The 22,395-nt window shown below is 72.3% G+C and carries 16 protein-coding genes and 1 pseudogene; 6 read left to right on the top strand and 11 right to left on the bottom strand.

Annotated elements, in window-relative coordinates:
- Nucleotides 1-15: 15 nt before the first annotated feature.
- Both J2S57_RS33090 and J2S57_RS33085 read left to right on the top strand, forming a co-directional pair.
- Nucleotides 16-5,988, top strand: a pseudogene (locus tag J2S57_RS33090) (thioester reductase domain-containing protein); the annotation flags it as partial.
- Nucleotides 5,988-6,716, top strand: a complete 729-nt coding sequence (locus J2S57_RS33085) for a thioesterase II family protein (RefSeq protein WP_307250128.1) — start codon at nt 5,988-5,990, stop codon at nt 6,714-6,716. The pseudogene J2S57_RS33090 and the gene J2S57_RS33085, both read left to right, overlap by 1 nt.
- A gap of 165 nt (nt 6,717-6,881) precedes the next feature.
- Here J2S57_RS33085 and J2S57_RS33080 read toward each other — a convergent pair whose 3' ends face one another.
- From J2S57_RS33080 to J2S57_RS33070, 3 genes are all read right to left on the bottom strand, one after another.
- A complete protein-coding gene (locus J2S57_RS33080; RefSeq protein WP_307250127.1) occupies nt 6,882-7,694 on the bottom strand; it encodes a hypothetical protein in 813 nt (270 codons plus the stop codon).
- A 138-nt stretch (nt 7,695-7,832) separates the two neighbouring features.
- Nucleotides 7,833-8,108 carry a GntR family transcriptional regulator gene (locus J2S57_RS33075; protein ID WP_307250125.1) on the bottom strand — a complete coding sequence of 92 codons (276 nt, stop codon included), beginning with the start codon at nt 8,106-8,108 and terminating at the stop codon, nt 7,833-7,835.
- A 79-nt stretch (nt 8,109-8,187) separates the two neighbouring features.
- Nucleotides 8,188-8,643 (bottom strand): Lrp/AsnC family transcriptional regulator, encoded by a 456-nt coding sequence (locus tag J2S57_RS33070; protein WP_307250123.1) that lies wholly within the window; start codon nt 8,641-8,643, stop codon nt 8,188-8,190.
- Between the two features lie 186 nt (nt 8,644-8,829).
- Between J2S57_RS33070 and J2S57_RS33065 the strand changes: the two genes are divergently transcribed.
- Together J2S57_RS33065 and J2S57_RS33060 are read left to right on the top strand one after the other, a co-directional pair.
- Nucleotides 8,830-10,005: an MFS transporter gene (locus tag J2S57_RS33065; RefSeq protein ID WP_307250121.1), complete on the top strand. Its 1,176-nt coding sequence runs from the start codon at nt 8,830-8,832 to the stop codon at nt 10,003-10,005.
- A gap of 123 nt (nt 10,006-10,128) precedes the next feature.
- A complete protein-coding gene (locus J2S57_RS33060; protein WP_307250119.1) occupies nt 10,129-10,353 on the top strand; it encodes a hypothetical protein in 225 nt (74 codons plus the stop codon).
- On the opposite strand, the gene J2S57_RS33055 is transcribed toward J2S57_RS33060, so the two are convergent.
- From J2S57_RS33055 to chvE, 3 genes are all read right to left on the bottom strand, one after another.
- Entirely contained in the window at nt 10,344-10,976 is a 633-nt protein-coding gene (locus J2S57_RS33055) for a peptide deformylase (RefSeq protein ID WP_307250117.1), read from the bottom strand. The two genes, J2S57_RS33060 and J2S57_RS33055, sit on opposite strands and share 10 nt — an antisense overlap.
- Before the next feature lie 98 nt (nt 10,977-11,074).
- Nucleotides 11,075-12,655 carry a methyl-accepting chemotaxis protein gene (locus tag J2S57_RS33050; protein ID WP_307250115.1) on the bottom strand — a complete coding sequence of 527 codons (1,581 nt, stop codon included), beginning with the start codon at nt 12,653-12,655 and terminating at the stop codon, nt 11,075-11,077.
- A gap of 7 nt (nt 12,656-12,662) precedes the next feature.
- Nucleotides 12,663-13,664 carry a multiple monosaccharide ABC transporter substrate-binding protein gene (chvE, locus tag J2S57_RS33045; RefSeq protein WP_307250114.1) on the bottom strand — a complete coding sequence of 334 codons (1,002 nt, stop codon included), beginning with the start codon at nt 13,662-13,664 and terminating at the stop codon, nt 12,663-12,665.
- 419 nt (nt 13,665-14,083) lie between these two features.
- Here chvE and J2S57_RS33040 point away from each other — a divergent pair, with 419 nt between their 5' ends.
- A complete protein-coding gene (locus tag J2S57_RS33040; protein WP_307250112.1) occupies nt 14,084-14,287 on the top strand; it encodes a hypothetical protein in 204 nt (67 codons plus the stop codon).
- Nucleotides 14,288-14,380: 93 nt separating this feature from the next.
- Here the strand turns inward: J2S57_RS33040 and J2S57_RS33035 are convergent, their stop codons facing one another.
- The 4 genes from J2S57_RS33035 to J2S57_RS33020 all read right to left on the bottom strand — a co-directional run bounded on the left by J2S57_RS33035 (nt 14,381) and on the right by J2S57_RS33020 (nt 19,847).
- On the bottom strand, nt 14,381-15,631 hold the full coding sequence (locus J2S57_RS33035; protein ID WP_307250110.1) for a DUF1501 domain-containing protein: 1,251 nt from the start codon (nt 15,629-15,631) through the stop codon (nt 14,381-14,383).
- Between the two features lie 13 nt (nt 15,632-15,644).
- The gene (locus J2S57_RS33030) at nt 15,645-17,411 is read right to left on the bottom strand and encodes a DUF1800 domain-containing protein (protein ID WP_307250108.1); all 1,767 of its coding nucleotides are present in this window, start codon (nt 17,409-17,411) and stop codon (nt 15,645-15,647) included.
- Between the two features lie 320 nt (nt 17,412-17,731).
- Nucleotides 17,732-19,132: an FtsK/SpoIIIE domain-containing protein gene (locus tag J2S57_RS33025; RefSeq protein WP_307250106.1), complete on the bottom strand. Its 1,401-nt coding sequence runs from the start codon at nt 19,130-19,132 to the stop codon at nt 17,732-17,734.
- A gap of 91 nt (nt 19,133-19,223) precedes the next feature.
- On the bottom strand, nt 19,224-19,847 hold the full coding sequence (locus tag J2S57_RS33020) for a sigma-70 family RNA polymerase sigma factor (protein ID WP_307250103.1): 624 nt from the start codon (nt 19,845-19,847) through the stop codon (nt 19,224-19,226).
- Nucleotides 19,848-20,018: 171 nt separating this feature from the next.
- Here J2S57_RS33020 and J2S57_RS33015 point away from each other — a divergent pair, with 171 nt between their 5' ends.
- Nucleotides 20,019-20,777 carry a DeoR/GlpR family DNA-binding transcription regulator gene (locus tag J2S57_RS33015; RefSeq protein ID WP_307250101.1) on the top strand — a complete coding sequence of 253 codons (759 nt, stop codon included), beginning with the start codon at nt 20,019-20,021 and terminating at the stop codon, nt 20,775-20,777.
- A 46-nt stretch (nt 20,778-20,823) separates the two neighbouring features.
- Here the strand turns inward: J2S57_RS33015 and J2S57_RS33010 are convergent, their stop codons facing one another.
- A complete protein-coding gene (locus tag J2S57_RS33010; RefSeq protein ID WP_307250099.1) occupies nt 20,824-22,344 on the bottom strand; it encodes a helix-turn-helix transcriptional regulator in 1,521 nt (506 codons plus the stop codon).
- Between the last annotated feature and the right edge of the window lie 51 nt (nt 22,345-22,395).

The raw sequence follows: 22,395 nt of genomic DNA, 5'->3' as shown, positions 1-22,395 counted from the left end.
ACGCACGGGGACGGTCCGGAGCAGAAGAAGCTGGCCGACTACCTGAGGTGGGTGACGGCCGATCTGAGGAGGACCCGGCAGCGGCTGGCCGAGCTGGAGGCGGGGGAGACGGAACCGGTCGCGGTCGTCGGCATGGCCTGCCGCTACCCGGGCGGGATCGGCTCGGCCGACGACCTGTGGGACCTGGTCGCCGAGGGCCGCGACGGCATCACCGCCTGGCCGGACGACCGGGGCTGGGACGTCGAGACGCTCTACGACCCGGATCCGGACCGGCCGGGCCGTTCGTACACCCGGCACGGCGGTTTCGTGGGCGACGCCACCCGGTTCGACGCCGAGTTCTTCGGGATCTCCCCGCGGGAGGCCCTGGCGATGGACCCGCAGCAGCGGCTGCTGCTGGAGACCGCCTGGGAGACGTTCGAGCATGCCGGGATCGACCCGGCGGGACTGCGGGGCACGGACGTCGGGGTGTTCGCCGGGGTGGTCGAGCAGAGCTACCTGGGTCTCGACGCGCCGGCGGAGCTCGAGGGATACCTGATGACGAGCAAGCTGGGAAGTGTCGCCTCGGGTCGTCTTTCGTACTTCTTCGGCTTCGGCGGCCCGGCCGTCACGGTTGACACCGCGTGCTCGTCGTCGCTGGTGTCGATGCACCTGGCGGCCCGGTCGGTGCGCTCGGGGGAGTCGTCGCTGGCGCTGGCCGGAGGGTGCACGGTCTCCGGGCACCCGGGCGGGTTCGTGGACTTCTCCCGGCAGCGCGGCCTGAGTCCCGACGGCCGCTGCAGGTCGTTCGCGGCCGCGGCCGACGGCACCGGCTGGTCGGAGGGGGTGGGACTGGTTCTGCTCGAACGGCTCTCGGACGCGCAGCGCCTCGGGCACCGGGTGCTGGCGGTGCTGCGCGGGTCGGCGGTCAATCAGGACGGGGCCTCCAACGGCCTGACCGCGCCGAGCGGCCCGGCGCAGGAGCGGGTGATCCGCGCGGCGCTGGCCTCGGCCCGGCTCCGGCCCGGTGACGTGGACGTCGTCGAGGCGCACGGCACGGGCACCCGGCTCGGTGACCCGATCGAGGCGCAGGCCCTGCTGGCGGCCTACGGCCAGAACCGTGAGCACCCGCTGCTGCTGGGCTCGTTCAAGTCGAACGTCGGGCACAGCGTGGCGGCGGCGGGCGTCGGGGGTGTGATCAAGATGATCCAGGCGCTGCGTCACGCCGAGGTCCCGCCGACCCTGCACGTCGACGAGCCGACCCCGTTCGTGAACTGGTCGCGCGGGTCGGTGGAACTGGTGAGGGATCTGCGTCCCTGGCCGCGCACGGACCGTCCCCGCCGGGCGGCGGTCTCGGCGTTCGGGGTCAGCGGTACCAACGCGCACGTGATCCTCGAGCAGGCCCCGCCGGAGGTCGCTCCGGACGATCACGGGCTGCCCGCGATCGCGCTGCTGGTCTCGGCCCGCACCCCGGCCGCGCTGACCGCTCAGGCCGCGCGCATCGCCGAGGTGATCGAAACCGGTGCCGATCTGGCCGGTGTCGCCCGCACCCTCGCCACCGGCCGTGCGCACCTGCCGTTGCGGATCGCGGTCGCCGGCCGCGGGAACACCGAACTCGCCGGACTTCTGCGCCGGGCCGTTCCGGGCGAACCGGTCGCCGGGCGCACGGCGTTCGTCTTCCCGGGGCAGGGCAGTCAGCGTCCGGGCATGGGCCGTGAACTGCACGCCGGGTACCCCGCGTTCGCCGACGCGTTCGACGCGGTCTGCGCCGAGCTGGACGTGCCCGTGCGTGACCTGGTGCTCGGTGACGTCCCGGACGGTCTCGAGAACACCGGGCAGGCCCAGCCCGCGCTGTTCGCCCTCGAGGTGGCGCTGTTCCGGTTGCTGGAGCACTGGGGTGTGAAACCCGATCTGCTGGCGGGCCATTCGATCGGCGAGCTGGCCGCCGCGCACGTCGCCGGGGTGCTGTCCCTGCCCGACGCGGCCCGGCTGGTCGGAGCCCGCGCCCGGCTGATGCAGGCGCTGCCGCCGGGCGGGGCGATGCTGGCGGTGGCCGCTCCCGCGACGGTCGTGGAGCCGCTGATGTGTGACGGCGTGGTGCTGGCGGCGGTGAACGCGGCGTCGTCGGTGGTGCTGTCCGGCGGCGAGGAGGCCGTGCTGGCGGTGGGGGAGGACGCCGCGGCCCGGGGGTTCCGGATCCGGCGGCTGCGGGTGAGCCATGCCTTCCACTCGCCGCTGATGGACCCGATGCTCGACGAGTTCCGCACGGTCGCCCGCACGCTGCGGTACCACGCACCGCGGATCCCGATCGTGTCGACGCTCACCGGTGACGCCACGGCCGATCTCACCTCGCCCGACTACTGGGTGCGGCAGGTGCGGGAGGCCGTGAGGTTCGCCGACGCGTCCCTCTGCCTGACCGGGCTGGGGGCGGCCACGTTCGTGGAGGTCGGGCCGGGAACGGTGCTCTCCGGTCTGATCGGGACCGGTGCGGTGCCTCTGCTGCACGCCGATGAGCCCGAGACCCGCGCCGTCGCAGCGGCTCTCGGTGATCTGCACACCCGCGGGGTCTCCGTCGACTGGAAGGCGTTCTTCGCCGGGACCGGGACCGGGCCGGTCGACCTGCCGTCGTACCCGTTCCAGCGGCGCCGGTTCTGGGTCTCCTCGCAGCGGGCGGTGACCGGCCATCCGGTGGTGGGCCCGGCCGTGCCGCTGGCCGATGCGGGCGGGGTCGTGCTCACCGGGCGGGTGGCTCGCACCGATCCGCTGCCCGCGGTGCTGGCGGAACTGGCGCTGACGGCCGCCGACGAGACCGGGTTCTCGGGGGTGCGGGAACTGACCCTCGAAACTCCTCTGCCGCGTCCGGACCGGGGTGCCCTGGAGATCCAGATGATCGTCACCGCAGACGCTCTCACGGTGCACGCCCGTCCCGACGGCTCGGACGAGGCGTGGATCCGGGTGGCCCACGGCTCGCTGCACACCACCGTCGGCCCGGCGCCGGAATCCGGCCTGGCGCCGTGGCCACCGCCCGGGGCCGAGGCCAGGGGCGAGGGCACCTGGCGCCTCGGCGAGGACGAGCTGCGCGAGGTGGCCCTGCCCGATCTGGACGTGCGGGGCCGGGTGCTGCATCCGGCGCTGCTGGACGCCGCGCTGGGAGGGAGGGAACCGGTGCGCTGGCAGGGGCTGCGCGTCTACGCGAGCGGAGCCACCGCGCTGCGGGTGCACCTGATGCCCACGGGCGAGGGCTCTTTCACGATGACGCTGGCCGACCGCTCGGGGGCGCTCGTGGCCCGGGCCGAGGCGGTGCACCTCGGGAGCCCGGACGTGGTCGGGGTGCCGCGGGACAGCCTGTTCGAGATGGCCTGGACCCCGGTGTCGGTCACGGGAACGGCTGGGCCGGTGGATGTTCTGCACTGCGAGCGGACGGGGGACGACGAGGCCGGGGTGCTGGCGAGCGGCCTGGAACGGGTGCTCGGGTTCGTGCAGGAGGGGCTGGCCGGCGATCGTCCGCTGGCCGTGGTCACCCGGGGGGCCGTCCTGGACGTGACCGATCCCGGTGCGTCCGCGGTGTGGGGGCTGGTGCGCTCGGCGCAGAGCGAGGCGCCGGGGCGGATCGTGCTGGTCGACTCCGACGGCCGCCCGGAGTCGGACGCGCTCGTCCCGCTGCTGTGCGGGCTGGGTGAGCCTCAGCTGGCCGTGCGTGACGGCGTCGTGCTGCGGCCGCGGCTGCGGGCCGTTTCCGCCCGGACGGGAAAGGAGTCCCGCTGGCACGGGACGGTTCTCGTCACCGGGGCCACCGGGACGCTGGGCTCGTTGTTCGCCCGGCACCTGGCCGGGGAACACGGGGTGAAGCGCCTGCTGCTGGTCAGCCGGCGCGGGGCCGGGGCCGCCGGGGCGCAGCGCCTGCGGGCCGACCTGGCCGCGCTCGGCGCGCAGGCCGAGTTCGCCGCCTGCGACGTCGCCGACCGCGCGCAGCTCGCGGCCCTGCTGGAGGGCCGTCGGGTCAACGGGGTGGTGCACGCGGCCGGGGTCCTGGACGACGGGCTGATCGGGTCGCTGAGTCCGGCGCGGCTGGCGTCGGTGCTGGCCCCGAAGGCGGTCGCGGCCTGGAACCTGCACGAGCTCACGCACGACCTGGACGCGTTCGTGCTGTTCTCGTCGATCGCCGGGGTGATCGGTGGTGCCGGGCAGGGCAACTACGCGGCGGCGAACGCGTTCCTCGACGGCCTGGCGGCCCATCGCGCCGGGCTCGGGCTGGCCGCGACGTCGGTGGCCTGGGGGCTGTGGGACCAGCCGACCGGTATGGGGTCCGGGCTCTCCGAGGCCGATCGCAACCGTATCGCGCGCGCCGGGTTCCGGCCGGTGCCGGAGAACGAGGGGCCCGCGCTGCTCGACCTGGCGATGGGTCTGGACGCCCCGGCCGTCGTCGTGGCCCCGATGGACCTCGAGGCGCTGCGGGCCCAGGCTCAGCCGGCGTCACCGGTGCTCGACGGGCTGGCCCGGGCGAGGGGACGGCGGGCCGCGCACAACAGCGCCGCCGCGGCCGTGTCCCTGGGAGGGGCCCTGGCCGGGCTCGGGCCGGCGGCCCGGTCGCGGGTCGTGCTGGCCGCCGTCCGGGCGGAGACCGCCGCCGTGCTGGGGCTCGGTGACCCGGACGCGGTGCCGGCCGATCGTCCGTTCCCCGAGCTCGGTCTCGACTCGCTCACCTCGGTGGAGCTGCGGAACCGGCTCGGAGCCTCGGCGGGGGTGCGGCTGGCCGGGACCGCGGTGTTCGACCACCCGAGCCCGGCGCGCCTGGCCGCCTATCTGGAGGCCGAGCTCAGTGGGACCGAGGCCGCTGCCGGTATCGACTTCGAGGCTGAGGCCCGGCTGGCCGACGACGTCCGGCCCACCGGACCGGTGCATCTCACGCCGCACCCCCGGGAGATCCTGCTGACCGGGGCGACCGGGTTCCTCGGCGGGTTCGTGCTGCGCGACCTGCTGCGCACCACCCGGGCGCGGATCCACTGCCTGGTGCGCGGCGCCGATCCGGGCCAGGCCCGGCAGCGGCTGGCGGCCGGGCTGGAGTGGTACGGGCTGAGCGACGACGTGGACCTGGACCGGGTGTCGGTACTCGTGGGCGATCTGGCCGCCCCCGGTCTCGGCCTGCCGCCGGAGACCTTCGACCGGCTGGCCCGCACGGTGGACGTGGTGTGGCACGCGGGAGCCACGGTGCACTGGCTGCGGCCCTACCCGGAGCTGCGGGACGCCAATGTCGGCGGCACACAGGAGATCCTGCGCCTGGCCGCGCGGCACCGGCCGGTGCCCGTGCATCACGTGTCCACCACCGGGGTGTTCGCCGGCCCGGGGGAGGTGCCGCTGCGCGTCACCGATCCGACCGGCCCCGCCGAGGCCCTGCCCAGCGGCTACCTGCAGACGAAGTGGGTCGGCGAGCAGCTGGTCGAGCAGGCCCGGGAGCGCGGTCTGCCGGTCTCGGTGTACCGGGTCGACGTGATCTGCGGCGACCGGAACAGCGGCGCCTGCCAGACCCGGGACTTCGTGTGGCTCAGCCTCAAGGGCATGCTGCACGCCCGGGCGGTTCCGGCGGACCTGGCCGGGGCGGTGCACATGCTGCCGGTCGACCACGTCAGCGCGGTGATCACGACCCTGGCCCGGGACACCACCACCCACAACCGCACGTTCCACCTGTTCAACGAGCACCCGCTGCCCTTCACCGAGATGGTCGACGGGCTGCGGGCGGCCGGCTACCGGCTGGACCCGCTCGACCCGCAGCGCTGGCTGGAGCACGTGCAGCAGGACCCGGCCAACCCGTTGCTGCCGCTGCTCGAGGCCTTCCAGCTGATGAACGCGCACCCGGGCTCGTTCTACCCGCCGATCGACACCACCGGGACCCGGGCGGCGCTGCCCCCGCACCTGGCGGGCGACCCGGTGATCGACGGCGAGCTGTTCACCCGCTACGTGGACTTCTTCGTGCGCGCCGGGCACTACCCGGCGGCCGACCCGGAGCGTGACTGATGGACAGCCTGTGGTTCCGCCGCCTGAACCGGGCCACCGGGACGAGCGCGCCCCGCCTGCTGTGCTTCCCGCACGCGGGCGGGGCGGCCAGCGCCTTCGCGTCCCTGGCGCGGGCCCTGGGCCCCACCGGGGACAGGGCGGCCGTGGAGGTGCTGGCCGTGCAGTACCCGGGCCGGCAGGACCGGCTCCGGGAGCCCTTCGCCTCCTCGATCACGCGGCTCGCCGACCAGGTCGCCGAGCGGATCCCGGCCGGGCCGCTGACGTTCTTCGGGCACAGCATGGGTGCCGTGGTCGCGTACGAGGTGGCGCGGCGCCTGGGCGGGGCCGGGCCGCAGCGGCTGTTCGCGTCGGGACGCAACGCCCCGTCGTGGCCCTCCGACCGGGCCGTGCACCTGAGCGACGACCGCGAACTGGTGCGGGACGTGCGTGGGCTCGGCGGTGCGGGGGTCGCGGCCCTCGACGACCCGGACCTGGTCGCCATGGTGCTGCCGGCGCTACGGTCCGACTACACCGCCATCGAGACCTACACCTGGCGCGAGGGGAGCGAACCGCGTTGCCCCGTCACCGTTCTCATGGGTGACCACGACCCGCTGGTCGACATCGCCGGGGCCCGTGCCTGGCAGCGGCACTCGGCCGGGCCGCTCACGCTGCGGGTCTACCCCGGTGGCCACTTCTACCTGGAGACGCAGGCCGCGGCGCTCGCCGCCGACCTGCGCCTGCAGGTGTGAGCCGGGTGTCAGCGCACGAAACGCCGGAACAGGAAGACGACGACCACGATCACGACGATGACGACAAGGAAGCGCACAGGACACCTCTCGGCAGGAGCGGGGTGGGCACCTCCATCGTGGCCGCTGCCCGCACCACCGGCAACACCAGGGCCATGAGTGTGCCGGTCACGGGGAGCCGCCGTCCTCCTCGCCCGTGGGGGAGGGCGGCTCGTCACTGGGCTCGGGCTCAGGGGTGGAGAACTCCTCGTCCTCCGACGCCGTGACCTCCGGAGTGGGACCGAAGGACGCCGTCGGGTCCGGATCCGGGTCGGAGGTCCGGTTCGGGTGAGAGACCGGATCGTCTCGCTGCGGCTTGGTGGTCTTCTTCGCGGGACGCCTGGCCTCGGCCCGGTGGACGAGGGTGTGGGCCAGGCTGGTCGTGCCCTCCGGCGCGTCGAGCGTCAGGTCCCGCCGGGCGGACGCGGGCACATGGAGCACGAGCAGGTCCAGCTCGTAGTACTTCACCTTCTGGTAGACGAACCCCATCGTGCCGGTACAGGTCACCCTCCCCGCCAGAACCCGGCAGGGCTCCGTCCACACGCTCCAGGGCAGGGTGCCGACGAGGCGGTGACGCAGGTGCACCTCCTCGCCCTCCGCCAGATCGTCGGTGAGGTCGGCGGTGAGGACGAAGTCCCGCTCCACCTCCTGATCCCGCTCCGGCGAGACGATCCGCGCGCCGGCCGAGGCGCTGCTCGTGCTGCTGCTCGCGCTGCTGCTCGTCGTGCTGCGATCGACCGTGGCGCTCCTGATCGCCGCCGTGAGCGCGGCCCCGATGGTCAGGACCGCCACCAGCGTCCAGGCCGTCGCCTGCCGCTGCTTCAGCCATTCCAGCTTGAGCTGGCCGATCACGATGCCCAGGACAATCGTGATCAGGGCCCCGGCGACGGCGATCACGACGATCAGATCGGCGTTCGCGTCCAGTTTCCCCGCGATGTTCACGTTTCAGCTCCACCCGTGGTGCGGTGCCCCCTGAGTTGATACGCGTCATTCTGCTGGCCGGCGGCGCACCGGGACAGTGGCGGAGCTGCCCGTCGTCCCAATGCCGGAGCGGGGTTTCGGCCGATCGGCGGAGCCGGATCAGCTGTCGCGCAGCCCGTCGAGATACCCGTCCACGTGCCGGGTGAACTGCTCCCACTCGTCCTGCGGCGGCTGCTCGGTCACGTGATAACCGGTGCCCGGCCGGATCTCGGCCCAGCCGTGCCGCACCAGCCAGCGCAACGCGTCGCGGGCGTCCCCGAGCCGGTGCCCCAGGTGCTCGAGGTCACCCGGGCTGGGCAGAAGGGTGCCCGGCGCGTGGTGCCCGGACTGGATCCGTGCCGCGATCTCGTCGGCGATGATGCGGTACTGGGACATGGGCACGGCTCATCATGGGTGATTCCCGGGTGTTTCCCCTCACTCAAGGGCGGAATCGGGCCCCGTTCACCCGCCCGGCCTAATCGAGCAGCTGCGACATCCGCCGGGGGATCAGCTCCCGCAGCACCAGGCTCGTGGCCGTGCGCCGGATCCCGCGGCACTCCATGATGCGCTGCGTGATGCGATAGACGTCGTCCGCGTCCCGCGCCAGGATCTCGATGGCCAGGTCGCTCGCCCCCGAGATCGCCACGCACTCGACCACTTCCGGGATCTTCGACAGGTCGCCGATCATCCCCTCGAACGTCGACTGGTCGACCTCGGCCGTCACCTGCGCCCGCAACGGACGCCCCACGCTCGCCGGCCGCAGCCGGGAGCTCACCGGGCACAGGTGGGGGCCCTCGAAGAGCCGCCCGATGTGCGAGTGCGCCGTGCCCCGCGCGATGCCCAGGTGCTCGGCCACGTACTGCACCGTGGCGCGTGGAGAGGCGTCGAGCGTGCGCAGGATGCGCCCGTCGATGCCGTCGATCCCAGTCATGCCGCTCCCGTTGATCGTCCTGATCGGATCCGTGCCCCCGTGCCGCGCCCAGTTGAACAGATTGTTCAACCGTGAGGCAAAGTCTTGCCCGTTCCGGCCATCCTTTCCACACTCGTGCCTGCATTGCTGATGCCGCGACGAGGCTGCTATCGGCTCGGGACGGTGGCGGCAGAGCGGTGGTTTCCGGTGGGCACGATCAAGAGTGGACGTTCCGGCGGCGTGGTCCCGGTGGTCGCCTTCTGCGTGGTGCTGGCCGGGGTGAACCTCCCCAACCCGCTGGTGCCGCTCTACACCGACCGTTACGCGCTGACGTCACTGGCCCAGTCGGTCGTCTTCAGCCTGTACCTGCTCGCCCTGGTGACCACCCTGGTCACCGTCATGACCCGTGACCTGAACGCCCGCGCCCCGCGCGTGCTGACGGCCGCGCTCGCGCTCAGCGTCGCCGCCGACCTCCTGATGGCCCTCGGATCCGGCACTTTCGGCTTCCTGCTGGCCGGCCGCCTGGCCTCCGGCGTCAGCGTCGGCCTGGCCACCGGCGCCTGCGCCACCCTGGCCCTGGCCGGGCTCGGCGAACGCGCCCGCACGGTCGTGGCCTCCGGTGCCGTGATCGGTTCCCTCGTGGGCAATCTCGGCGGCGGCCTGCTCGGATCCACCCTGCCCGCCCCCGCCGTCACCGTGTTCGGCCTGCACCTGCTCGTCACCGTGACCGTGCTCGCCGTGCACCTGCGCACCCGGCACGCCAGCGTGCGCACCGCGCCCGACGTGTCCACCCCCGGCCTCTACCGCGCCCGCCACCGCCGCGCCGGACTGCTGCTGGGCGCCATGGCCTGGAGCGCCGCCGGCGTCGTCCTCGCCCTGGTACCCGCGACCCTGCGCGGCGCCCTGCCCTCGATCTCGTTGCTGCAGGCCGTGTTACCGGTCGGCGTCTTCCTGGCCGCGGCCTGGGCCGCGCAGACCGCCTGCCGCCGCGACCTCCTGCGCCTGCGGGCCTGGCAGCTGTGCATCCCCCTGGTCGCCGGCCTGGCCCTGATCGCGACCGCCCTGGAGACCGCCGACCTGTGGCTCCTCACCGTCGGCGCGATCGTCTGCGGTCTCGGGCAGGGCCCCGCCTACAGCCTCGGCCTGGCCACCGTCACCCACGGCCTGCGCCCCTCCCACCAGGGCCGCGCCGCCTCCGGGTACGCCGCCGTCGCCTACGGCGCGTGCGGCGTCGTGACCACCGCGACCGGCGCGCTCGCCCTCGCGTCCACCGTCGGGCAGGCGGTCGGCACCCTGACGCTCGCCCTCGCCCTGGCGGCCCTGGTCACGGCCGCACTCGCGGGCGCCCCGCAACGCCTGCCCCAGCTCGCGCGGAGCAGTTGATCACGGCAACGAAAATCTCTTATACAGCTGTGGTACTGGCCGATGGATCTTGCGTCCGCACGAAACGTCCCGGAGGTGTGCCCAGTCATGGACGTCAGCCCCGTCGGGGGAAACTCATCCTCGATGCTGAACCTGCAGAAGCAGCTGGTGACCGACCAGAAGATCCTCGAGGAGGATCAGAAGGCCGGTGCCGACCAGCAGGTGCTGAACATGGACGAGGCCCGGGTCTCGCTCGACCAGGCCGCCATCTCCGCGGCCGAGCTGGCCTCGGAGCGCCAGACGGCCAAGCCGGCGGCGCAGCGTGCCGAAGAGCCGCCCGCCGCCAGCACCTTCGACCTCTACCTCTGACGCAGCGGGAACCCCAGCACGGCCGACGCCTCGGCGGGCGTCGGCTGGTTCCAGCGTTCCTGCATCGCCGAGACCGTGGACAGTGAACGGATCTCGGCCCGGTCCAGGTAGATCGTGCCGTTCAGGTGATCGGTCTCGTGCTGCGCGATCCGCGCCGGCCAGCCCGAAAGCTCGGCCTCGTAGGGCTTTCCGTGACGGTCCTGGGCCTTGAGAAGAACACGCCGGTAGCGTGACACCACCGCACCGAGCCCCTCGACGCTCAGGCAGCCCTCGTAGAACGCCACCTTCTCGTCGCCGATCGGCGTCACGACCGGGTTCACCAGCTCCAGCAGCGGCTGCGCCGGACGCTCCCGCACCTCGTTGACGGCCGGGTCGGAGCCTCCCGGATCCTCGATCACGGCCACCGCCAGACCGATCCCGATCTGCGGAGCCGCCAGCCCCACGCCCACACCGGGCAGGTGCGCGCGCATGGCGTCGAGCAGTTCGTGCAGCAGCGCCTCGTCGAGCTGCCCGTCGTACGGCACCGCCGTCTGCCGCAGCACCGGCGCGCCCACCTGCGTCACCTTCCAGGGGCGGGGTTCGTCGAGCACTGATCTCACGAGGCCGGCCAGTTCGTTCGTCACGGCTCGCAAGCCTAGGGCCTGTCCGGGGACGAACCACGGTGAGGACGAGGTGCCCACCCGGGCACCTCGTCCTCACTCTCAGGTGTGGGTCGGACCGGTCAGACAGTGAACTGGTTGACCCGGCTCTGCAGTTCGGCCGCCATCCGGCTGAGCTCGGCGACCGAGGCCTCCGACTCCGACAGGCCGTGCGTGGTGATGCGGGTGGCGTCGGCGATGGTGGAGACGTTGGTCGCCATACCGCGGGCGCCGTCGGACAGGGCCATGACCCCGCGGCTGATCTCGGCGGCGGTGGAGGACTGCTCCTCGACGGCCGTGGCGATCACGTTCTGGTAGTCGCGGATCCGGTCGATGACCGAGCTGATCTCACCGATGGCCGTGACCACGTCCCCGGTGTCGGTCTGGATCGAGGTCACCCACTTGGTGATCTCGCCGGTGGCCTGGGCGGTGGCCCGCGACAGGTCCTTGACCTCGTTGGCGACCACCGCGAAGCCCTTGCCGCTCTCACCGGCGCGGGCGGCCTCGATCGTGGCGTTGAGCGCGAGCAGGTTGGTCTGCTCGGCGATCGAGGTGATCATCTCGACCACGGTGGCGATCTGGGCCGAGGACTCGCCCAGCCGGCCGATCTGGGCGGTGGTCGAGCCGGCGACCTCGACGGCCTGGCTGGCGACGTCGGCGGCTTCACTGGCGCTGCGGGCGATCTCGCGGATGGCCGAGTCCATCTCCTCCGAGCCCTTGGCGATGGCCTGCACGTTGTTCGACACGTCGGCCGCGACGCCCGAGGCCTCACCGGCCTGCGTCGAGGAGGTCGCGGCGGAGGCGACCATGGTGGACGAGTTGCCGGCCATCTGCCGGGCCGAGTCGGCCAGGGCGGTGGCGGACGTCGAGACCGAGGTCACGACCGCGCGCACCTGGTCGCGCGCCCGGTCGAGAGCCACGGCCATCTGGCCGATCTCGTCCTTGGAGTGCACGTCGGCGGGAACCGTGAGGATGCCCTCGGCCATCGCGTCGACCGAGCGGCGCACCCGCACCAGCGGGCGGGTGACGGCGGTGACGACGAACCGTGCGATGACCACGAGCACCAGGGCGGCGACGGCGACGGCGATCACCATGGTGAGGAAGTGCCGCCGGGCGGTCGCGGCCTGGCTGGCCTCGGCCGCGTCGACCTGCTGCGCGAAGTACGCCCGGCCGTTCGCGGTGACCGCGCTGACCAGGTAGTTGTCCACGCCGACCTGCTCCCAGTTGAGCCGGGCCGTGGTGGGGTCGGCCTTCGCGCCCTGCACGAACGTGTCCACGACGCTGAGGTATTCGTTCATCACGGTGTTGATCCGGTCGACCGTGACCTGGCTGCCGGCGGGCAGCTCGAGCGCGTCGAGTTCGGTGACCAGGCCCTGGGCGGTGGCGGCCTGGTCCTTGATGGCGTCCTGCTGCCGGGCCGTGTCGTCGCTCAGGATCGAGCTCAGCACCTGCGACTTCAGTTCGCCGGCGAGACCGTTCAGCTGCAGGGCGATCGCGTCGGCCGAGTTCAGGTCGCGCAGCTGCTTGCTGGTGGTGCTCGAGGAGTGGTTCGTGTCCCAGCTCAGGCCGAGGCAGGTGAGCAGGGCGATCACGCTGGCGGCGACCAGGGCGGTCAGCTTGGTCCAGGTGGGCAGGTCGAGGAAGCGGGAGACCACAGTGTTCATCGCTGGCTCAGTTTCCGATCTGGTCTGCGGTGTAGTACCCGCCGTCGACGAGAACGCTCTCGTAGTTGTCCTTGTCCACGCTCACCGGCTGCAGCAGGAACGAGGCCACGTCCTTGACCCCGTTGTTGTACTGCTTCGTGTCGTTGACCTCGGGGGTGCCGCCGGACAGCAGCGAGTCGGTCATCTGCACCGCGACCTTGGCCAGCTCGCGGCTGTCCTTGTACACGGTCTGACCCTGTGTGCCGTCGGCGATGGCCTTGACCGAGTCGAGCTCGGCGTCCTGCCCGGTGATGACGGGCAGCGGCTTGTTCCTGGTGCCGTAGCCCTTCTTCTGCAGGGACGCGATGATGCCGCGCGAGATGCCGTCGTAGGGCGAGAGCACCGCGTCGACGTCCGTGCCGGCGTAGTCGCTGTTGAGCAGGCTCGTCATCCGCTCGCCCGCGACCTCGCCGTTCCAGCCCTCGGTCGTCACCTTGGCGAACGCGGTCTGCCCGCTGCGGATCTCGAGCTTGCCCGAGGAGATGTAGGGCTGGAGCACGCTCATCGCACCGTCGAAGAAGAACCCGGCGTTGTTGTCCTTGGCGTCGCCCGCGAACAGCTCGAGGTTGTACGGCCCGCCCGCCTTGGTCAGCTTCAGCGTCTTCACCAGGTAGTCGGCCTGCAGCACGCCGACCCGGAAGTTGTCGAAGCTGGCGTAGTAGTCGATGTCCGGGGTGTCACGGATCAGCCGGTCGTACGCGATCACCTCGACGTCGGCCGCGGCCGCCTTGGCCAGCACGCCGGTCAGCGCCGACCCGTCCACCGCACCGACGATGACGGCCTTCGCGCCGCCGTCGACCATGGCCTGGATCTGCGCGATCTGGTCGTCGACCTTGTCCTCGGCGAACTGCACGTCGGTCTGGTACCCGAGCAGCTCGAACTGCTTCTTCATGTTCTCGCCGTCGGCGATCCAGCGGTCCGACCCGGTGGTCGGCATCGCCACCCCGATCAGGCCCGCGGAGACCGACACCGACGACCCCGCCTCACCGTCACTGCTACCGCAACCGGCCAGCACCACGGCACCGGCACACACCACTGAGACCCATGCAAGGGCTCTACGCGACAAGGTGGTCCCCTTCAACCAGCCCGGGTCCCCTTGGAACCGGTTCGACTGAGAAACCTTTCGGAGCCGCCGTCCGCCTGCTTGAGGCTCAAGTTACTCTGTGGTCGGCCAATCGGGTCGGTGGTCCTGGGCCGTTCGGGTCATAGGTCACTCACAGGCTGCATTCAGGCGCCGGTCGGGCGAGAGATAGGCCCCTACGGACCTGGCACCGGGTCAGTGCCCGCCGGTGAGGCTGCTCTGCTGACAGCGGGATAACAGTCAGGGGCGTCGTGCGGATCCACGTGTCACGTCCTCGACTCCTTGACCGGTTCACGAAGGAGGGATCGATGAGCGCGAACGGGATGACCGCCCGTGCGAAGCTTCTCGGAGGCCACCTGGCCATCGACGCAGTCGTTGTGCTGGGAGCATTTCTCGCATACCGGGCCGAACTGATAAGTCTCAGGGTCTTCTGGTTCGCGCCAGCGATCTTTCTGTCGGCGACGGCAGGAACCGCGCTCTGGATGCTGTTCGGTCCGAGAGAGAGTGACTGAGCGCAACGTGTCCCGGCTGCAAGACAACCCGTCGCGCGCCGGCCCGCGCCGGTGGCCAGGGGTGAGCGGACGGCCACCGGCGCGGGAGTCCGATCAGGCGAAAAGGCCCACCGGCTCGGGCTTGTAGCCGGGGAAGACACCGGTCGTCGACTTCACACCGCAGCGCTCAGTCAGCAGCTCGGCCACGATGCTGCGGTAGTCGGTGGTGCCGGCCAGGTCACCGTCGACGCGGTCCTTCGCGGCCAGGCCGGGCCATTTGCCGTGCACGCCCTTCTTCAGGCCACCGCCCAGCAGGAACACCGCGTTGCCGTGGCCGTGGTCCAGCCCACCGGAACCGTTCTCGTCGATGCGCCGGCCGAACTCGCTGAGCGTGACCAGGGTGGTCTTGGCCATGCCGGTCGTGCCCAGGTGCTCGGCGAACGCGGCCAGGGCCGTGCTGAGCTCGGTGAGCTGGCGGTACATCCAGCCGGAGTCGTGCTTGCCCAGACCCGCGTGCATGTCCCAGTCGCCCTGGTCGACCGTGGCCACGCTCAGCCCCAGGTCGGCCTTGATCAGGCGGGCCACGTCGTGCAGCGCCCGGCCCAGGGGCGAGTCCGGGTAGCCGTAGGCCGACGGATCAGCGGCTTCCCGCGCCAGGCCGCTGAGATTGCCCACCGCCTGGAACCCCGCGGTCAGGGGCTGCCAGACCGTGGCCGGGGTGCCCGCCCGCGACGCCTTCAGCGCCGACTTCCAGCCTGACAGTGGCACTTCGGCCCCGCTGCCCTCCAGCTTCACCCCCGCGATCGAGCTGACCGCGAACTTCAGGTTGGGGCCGAGCATCGACGTCGGCATCTGGCTGCCCTCGCCGACCTGGGTGCCGGTCAGGCCGCCCGGGTTGCCGAGACTGCCCAGCGTGCGGTCGATCCAGCCGGTGCGCAGCGACGATCCGGGTGCCGCGCGCTCCATCGCCTCCTGCGCCGCGAAGTGCGAACGGCTCGGGTCGTCCTGCCCGACCGCGTGCACGGCCGCCATCTGACCGGCGTCCCACAGGCCGTAGATCGGCTTCAGTGCCGGGTGCAGGCCGAACATCGAGTCGACCTTCTTGGTCACCGACGCCTGCACGCCGATGTTCGGGCGAGACTTCAGGTAGTCCGCGTCGCCGTTGGGCACGATCGCCGACAGGCCGTCGAACCCGCCGTGCAGCGAGAGCACCACCAGCGTGCCGGTTCCCGCCGCCGCGCCGAACGCCAGCTCGACGCCCGAGGCCGTGGTCAGACCCGCCGCGACCCCGGCCGCACCGAGACCGCGCAGCAGGCCGCGCCGCGTCAGGCCGGCGTTCTCGGGGCATCCACACGTAACATCCATGATCAGAGAGCGCCTAACGGGTCAGGTGGGCGGGGGACGACAGCAGCAGTTGCGCTGTCAGGTAGATGGTTTCGCGCTGCTCACCGGAACCGGCGCCGAACGTGGTGGGCAGTGCCCGCCCGCCCAGCTTCGCCGAGTCCAGCAGGGTGGTCACGGCCTTGCGCTCGCCCGTGGTCGGTTTGCGGCCGAGCAGTTTCTGCGCCACGGCGGTGACCACGGCGGTGCGGGTCGTCGGCGGGTTCTTGAGAAAGCCCACCACACCGGGATTCTTGAGCCGGGCCCCGCCACCGAGCAGCCAGGCCGACGTGGTGTTGAAGATCGACAGCGCCGCGGCGGGCGACTGGTACGACGCGGCCGAGTCGTCGTACCCGTTGGGCTGCGGCCAGCTGATCGGCCCGTGCCCGCAGCCGCGGCTGATCTGCACCAGGTCGAGCAGGCCGATCGGGTCGGTCGCGGGTTTCAGGTCGAGCACCCGGGCCGTGGCCACCAGCTGCTCCAGCGGGCGGCGCACCTTCTTGCCCTTCGAGGCCCCGAACTCCGCCGACGAGAACAGCACTCGCAGCACCGGCGCGATCGCGGTGCCGTGCTGGGTGTAGGCCGCCGCCATCCGCCGGACCAGAGCAGCCGGTGGGTTGTCACTCACGAACCGCACCGCCAGCTTCCGGGCCAGGTGCTGGGCCGTCTTCGGGTGCCGCGCCAGATGGCGGACGTAGGCCCGCTGCGCCGCCTTGCCCGCGGAACCCGAGGAGTTGGCCGTGCTGAACCCGAACACCTTCAGGGCCCCGACGTAGTGGTTGGCCGGCACGTAGGTCGCGGCCAGCTCGTCGGTGAGCTTCCATCCCGTCAGCAGCAGCGCGCCCTTCTGCACGTCGCGCTCGGTGTACCCCGCGTCCACGCCCACGGTGTGCAGCTCCAGCAGCTCCCGGGCGTAGTTCTCGTTCGGCTCCTTGCCGGTCGAGCCGTTGCCGTTCAGGTACGCCAGCATCGTCGGGTGGAAGGCGCTGGCCAGCAGCATCGCCTCGAACGTGCCCAGGGCGTTCTTGCGGATCACGTCGCGCTGGTACGCGTGCCGGGTCTCGTAGGTGCCACCGGGCGCGTCGGAGGGGAACACGTTCAGGTGGTTCGACCAGAAGTCGACCATCACCTCGAACAGCTGCCGCCTGCTCCAGATCGCCCGCCCGACGTGGTCGCCCATCAGCGGCATCCAGTACTGCTTGTCGTCGGTGGCCGAGGTCACCTGGGCGATCGTGCGCTTCAGCTGCGGCCAGTACGCGTCCACCGCCTTCACGCCCGGATCGGCGATCTTCGCGGGCTTGAGCTGCCACTCCAGCCACTTCTTCGGCCCGAGCTTCTTCAGCTCCGCGGCCGAGGCGGTGGTGTGCCCGTAGGTGGCCCGGCTCAGCAGCAGCGCCGGGTCGAGGTCGGAGTCCATCGACCAGGCGGCGGCGGTCGCCTTCGGTGCCGATGAGGTGCTTGAGGACGACGTGGTCGCCCCGGTCGTCTCCGCCGCCTCGGCCACCTCGGCCGCCTCGGTCGCGTTGGCCTTCTGCTGCGCCGCTGTCAGAGCCGGTGCCCCCGTCAGGCTCACCTGTCCCTGAGCGGCGGCGTCACCGCCCGAGGGCCGCAGCAGCAGCGCGGCGGTGGCGGCCGCGGCGACCGTTCCCGTGCCACCGGCCAGCACCAGATTGCGCCGCGAGACGTTCGGGGGCTCCGCGACCCGTCGGGACCGCCGGGTGCCCGCCGGAGGCGGGGGTGGGGGCGGCGGGGACAGCTCGTGCATGGGTGGGGCGTCCTTCCCGGTCAGCGTTTCAGGAGTGTTCGCAACGAACGCGCTGGAGGAGATTCAGCCCCGCCCTGGCTCAGGTGGGCGTCACACGTCCCTCAAAACCCGCTTGAGCCGCGACCGGACCAGAAGGAGGTGAAAACCACTGACGGGCAGTGAAAGCTGGTGATGCTCATCTCGCGGCGACGTGCCACAGGATGCGGTATGTCCAGGTTGGACGCCCTTACGACGACGCAAGCCGGCGTCCACGCGTCCAGAAGTGATGGCCCTGAAACGAAACCCGGTGAACCGATCGGCGCTGACCCGCGTAACGACTGCTAAATCGCGGTGAAGTCAGCCGGTTTCGCGAAACTCCGAGATTGACCGCCGGCCCGGTAGATCACCGACCCCGGCTCCAGATCGACGCTCGCCGCCCCGATGTCGAGCAGCGCCTGGCTCAGGGTGATGCTGCTGACCTCGTCGTCGATCACCGCGGCCGGGGCGTCGGCGGCCTCGGCCAGCACCAGGTGCACCCCGGAGTCGGCCGCGGCCTCGAGATGCTCCAGCACCGGAGCCCAGATGTCTTCGTCGTCGGCCGCGTGCACATGGTCGTCGACGAGCACGTACAGCCGCGGACCCCGCCAGTCGGTGTCACCCCGCCGCCCCGACAGCGCCCACAGCGTGCCGTCGACCAGGTCGCGCAGAGCTGCCGCGTGAAAGGCGTGGCCCAGGAGGTAACTCTCGTCGACCGCGTCCATCAGGCCGGCACGGTGGTCGACGAGCAGCACCCGTACCTCGGCGGGTGTGCGGCCCTCGACCAGCTGACCGGCGATGTCGCGCAGCAGGGCGCTCTTGCCCGACGCCCGGGCGCCCCGCACGATCAGCGCCCGGTGCCGGCCGAAGTCGTGCACCGGCCCGCCCTCGCCCAGGTGCACGCGGGCTCCGGCTCGCGTGCGGTCGCGGGTCTCGGTGCCTGAGGACGCGTCGGCACCGGGCACGCGCGGCGCCCCCTCCCGGGGGTGCCAGACCTGGGAGACGTCGCCGGCCAGGCGCCGCCGGGCCTGGGCCGCGCTCTCGCCCTCGCCGGGGATCCCGATACGCGCGGCGACACCGGTGAAGGTCTGTGCCGCCGAACCGCCGCCCAGCTCCGTGACCCGGCCCCGCGCGTCCGGTTCCAGGTCGACGCGCGTCGAGAACCACGTCCTCAAGCCCTCGGGAACCTGGTCGGCGTCGTCGGCCGAGATCAGCAGGTGCACCTCACGCCCGGGCGCCGCGTCGGCGGTGGCGATGAGCTCGGGCCCCAGCCGGGCCAGCTGCGCCGGGCAGTCGACGACCAGATAGATCGCCACGTCGTGATCCGGGCGCGCGGCCAGGTGCTGCAGCAGCCCGATCACGGCCGGCCGGTCCTGAGGGTCGACCACACCCCCGACGTGCGGCAGGTCCGCCAGATCGGCCGGCCCCGGACCGGTCGCGAGCACGTAGAACTGCACCTCACGCGGCGTGCCGAGCAGCGCCAGCCCGGCCATCAGGGTGCAGATCGTGCTGCTGCGCCCGGAACCGCCGGGCCCGGCCACCAGCGTGTGCCCACTCAGGTCCGCCCACCGGACCGACGCGTCGTCGAACCCGATCGGCGCGTGCAACGGCTTCTGGAGGCTGCGGGTGCCGAGCCCGAGCCCGGCGTCGGGCAGCAGCGGGGGCAGGAGTCGGTCCAGACCCAGAAGGTCGCCAGGGACGTGCACGGGCGGCGGTCCTCTCTGGATCCGGATCAGGTCTGCGACGAGCATTATCGCCGGTCCCGGCGTCGTGTTCACACGCGCCCGGGCACGTCCGTCAGCCGGTCGCGAGCCAGGGCCCCGCCGAGGTCCCGGCCCCGGGGGCCGCCACCGGACGATGCGCCCGGGGAGCCGGCACTTCCCCGGCCGTGCCCACGAACCCTTCCGGGGCCAGGCGGGTGCGAAGACGCCGCAGGGCGTGGTGGGTACGGGTCTTGACCGTGCCCACGGGAACACCGATGAGGGCGGCGGCCTCGGTGGTGCTGTACCCGGCCAGGTACACGTGCTCGAGCGCCTGCCGATGTTTGTGCGAGAGGCCGGACAGCGCCTGGGCCAGCAGCACGGTGTCGACGACCTGGGCCGAGTGGTCGGGGGCGGCCTCGGTCTCCTTCGCGCTCTCCTCGACCTCGGTGGGCCGGGCGTTGCGGGCACGGATCCGGTCGGAGCAGATGTTGCGGGCGACGGTGCTCAGCCAGCGGTAGAGCTGGGCCGGTTCGTCGTTCAGCCGGTCGGCGTGCCGCCAGGCCCGGAGGACGGTTTCCTGCACCACGTCCTCGGCCTGCTGGGGATCGTCCAGCATCCGGTTCACGTAGGCCAGGAGCGCGACCGCGTGGTTGGCGTACAGCTCACGGGCGAACGCGTCGGCGACCCGGTCGGCCTGACGCCGGGAGAGGGAGGTCATGCCGCCATCCTTCGCGCCGGCGCCGCTCAGTTCACCCGTGACAATACCTGTTTTGTGGTTTTCGATGCCTACATCGCAAAGCCACGAGGGGGAAGTATGACTTTGGGTCCGGCGATGGATACCTTCGTGACCGGACGAGCAGGCGGAACGAGGGGTGGGAGGAGGTCCGGCGTGAACGCGGACGAGCGGCAGAAGGAGATCCTTCGCCTGGCCCGTGACGAGGGGCGCGTCGACGTCGTCACTCTGGCCACCGATTTCGCGGTCACCACCGAGACCATCCGCCGTGACCTGACGGTTCTGGAGCGCTCGGGCAACGTGCGGCGCGTCTACGGCGGGGCGGTGCCGGTGGGCCGCGCGCCCGATCCGGTGCTGGCCGTGCGCGACTCGGTGATGACCACGGAGAAGGAGCGCATCGCCAAGGCCGCGCTGGCCGAGGTGCCCGACGAGGGCTCGATCGTGATCGACGCCGGGTCCACCACGAGCCGCCTGGCCGAGGTGCTGCCGGCCGACCGCGAGCTCACCGTCATCGTGAACTCCCCGGCCATCGCCATGATGCTGACGCCCCGGCCCAACCTGACCGTGATCCTGCTGGGCGGGCGCGTGCGGCGCAGCACGCTCGCGACCGTCGACGAGTGGCTGCTTCAGCCCCTGTCGCGCATGTATGTCGACGTGGCCTTCATGGCCGCGAGCGGTGTCTCGCTGGAACGGGGCCTGACCACGCCGGATCCGGGTGAGGCGTCGGTGAAGGCGTCGATGATGAGCGCGGCCCGGCGCACGGTGCTGCTGGCCGACCACTCCAAGATCGAGAACTACTCGCTGGCCCGCTTCGGCTCGGTGTCCGACCTGGACGTGCTGGTCACCGACTCAGGGCTGGAAGACAGCGCCGCGGCCGCACTGGGGCTGGCCGGCCCGCGCGTCGTCCGGGCCTGAGTCGGGCCCGTCGTCCGGGCCGTTACCCGGCCCGTCACCCGGCCCGTCACCCGGCCCGGATCGGCCCCCACGACCGGCGACCCGCGTCCCTCGCCAGCTCGACCCGTGAGCGCAGGCCGAGCTTGGCCAGGACGTGCGACACGTGCCCCTCGACGGTGCGCCGGGACACGAACAGCTGAGCGGCGACAGCGGCGTTGGTGTGTCCCTCGGCGACGAGTTGGGCGACACCGGCCTCGGCCGGTGTGAGTGAGGACCATCCGGTTCCCGGGTGGTGTGTGCCGCCCCGGCGGCGCCCGGCGACGCGACGGTGCCCGGCGACGCCCGGCAGCCGGGCATCATGCTCTCGCGCGGCGGCCTCGACAGGGACCGCGGCGGCCTCGCGGGGGCCTGCTGTGGTGCCGAGCGGGACTGCTGTGGTGCCGAGCGGGACTGCTGTGGTGCCGAGGGAGACTGCTGTCGTGCCGAGGGGGACTGCTGTCGTGCCGGTCGAGACCGGTGGGGCGTCGGCCGGGACCGGGGGAACGGCGGCCCGCCGGGCGGGGACGGGGTCGCGGCCGGCACGGGCCAGATCGTGCTCGGCCCGGTCGCGCAGCGCCTGGCGCACCCCGGTCGGCATCCGTTCGAGGAGGGCGTCGCGCAGGATCGGGTGACGGAACGTCAGACGGGTGCCCTGCTCGCCGAGAAGGCCGGCCCGGCGGGCCTCCTCGATTTGGGTCACCACGGCGGGCAGGGGCAGGTCACCGATCGCGAGCAGGTCCGGCACCGAGAAGCAGTCGCCCAGCAGGGCGGCCGCGCGCAGGAGCTGAAGGGTGCCGGCGCTGACGAAGTCCAGGCGCAGTTCGAGCCGTGCCGCCAGGCCGGTGGGCAGACCGGTGGAGGGCGGGCCGGGGGCCGGGGACGGGGCGGCCTCGGCCATCTCGATCAGGTCACTGAGGTAGCGCGGATTGCCGCCGGTCCGGTGGGCCAGCCGGCGCAGGGCCCGGCCGGCGCCCGGGCTCGCGGGCCGGTACCGGCCCGGCGTCCTCAGCCACCGGTCGATCGCCGGCGCCGCCAGCGGTTCCAGGGCGATCGTCGCGGCGCCGGTCCGGACGAGGGCCCGGCGCAGCGACGTCACGTCCTCGCGGTGCGGGGCCGGGCGGAGCGCGGCGACCAGGAGCACGGGGTGTGTCCGGGTGAGGCGGGCCAGACGGTGCCAGGCCCGCAGCGTCGTCTCGTCGGCCCACTGCAGATCGTCGACGACCAGCAGGACCGGGCGTTCCCCGGCCCGGGCCGCCACCTCGGTCGCCACCGCCTCCACCGAGCTCAGCGAGTCGTCCTCCAGCACGTCCTGCAGAATCTGCAGCGAGAACCGCGAGCTCATCTCGTCGGCCCCGCCGGACAGCACCGTGACCGCGGTGCCTTCCGAGACCAGGAGCCGCAGCAGGGTGGAACGACCGGCACCGGGCTCGCCCTCGACCAGGACCACCCCGCCGGCCCCGGCTCGCAGCCGCTGCACGTGGTGTCGCAACACCGGGAGGCCCGGAGCCTGACGGGTCACCGTGGAGCTGGGCACGTCCTCGCCCTTCACCGTGTCACTCCGAATCTGTGTTTCCTTGGTTTGGGTGCCTAAGTCCCACAA

Origin of the sequence: Kineosporia succinea (assembly GCF_030811555.1) — a bacterium.
In the GTDB taxonomy this organism is placed as follows: domain Bacteria; phylum Actinomycetota; class Actinomycetes; order Actinomycetales; family Kineosporiaceae; genus Kineosporia; species Kineosporia succinea.
Note: the sequence above shows the minus strand (reverse complement) of the source record. Positions and strands in the feature narration are given on the sequence as shown.

What these genes read in the sequence shown, in the direction of transcription:
- J2S57_RS33085 (WP_307250128.1), top strand. Translation starts at nt 5,988, where the DNA reads ATGGACAGCCTGTGGTTCCGCCGCCTGAACCGGGCCACCGGGACGAGC.
- J2S57_RS33075 (WP_307250125.1), bottom strand. Translation starts at nt 8,108, where the DNA reads ATGTCCCAGTACCGCATCATCGCCGACGAGATCGCGGCACGGATCCAG.
- J2S57_RS33070 (WP_307250123.1), bottom strand. Translation starts at nt 8,643, where the DNA reads ATGACTGGGATCGACGGCATCGACGGGCGCATCCTGCGCACGCTCGAC.
- J2S57_RS33060 (WP_307250119.1), top strand. Translation starts at nt 10,129, where the DNA reads ATGCTGAACCTGCAGAAGCAGCTGGTGACCGACCAGAAGATCCTCGAG.
- J2S57_RS33050 (WP_307250115.1), bottom strand. Translation starts at nt 12,655, where the DNA reads ATGAACACTGTGGTCTCCCGCTTCCTCGACCTGCCCACCTGGACCAAG.
- J2S57_RS33040 (WP_307250112.1), top strand. Translation starts at nt 14,084, where the DNA reads ATGAGCGCGAACGGGATGACCGCCCGTGCGAAGCTTCTCGGAGGCCAC.
- J2S57_RS33035 (WP_307250110.1), bottom strand. Translation starts at nt 15,631, where the DNA reads ATGGATGTTACGTGTGGATGCCCCGAGAACGCCGGCCTGACGCGGCGC.
- J2S57_RS33030 (WP_307250108.1), bottom strand. Translation starts at nt 17,411, where the DNA reads ATGCACGAGCTGTCCCCGCCGCCCCCACCCCCGCCTCCGGCGGGCACC.
- J2S57_RS33020 (WP_307250103.1), bottom strand. Translation starts at nt 19,847, where the DNA reads ATGACCTCCCTCTCCCGGCGTCAGGCCGACCGGGTCGCCGACGCGTTC.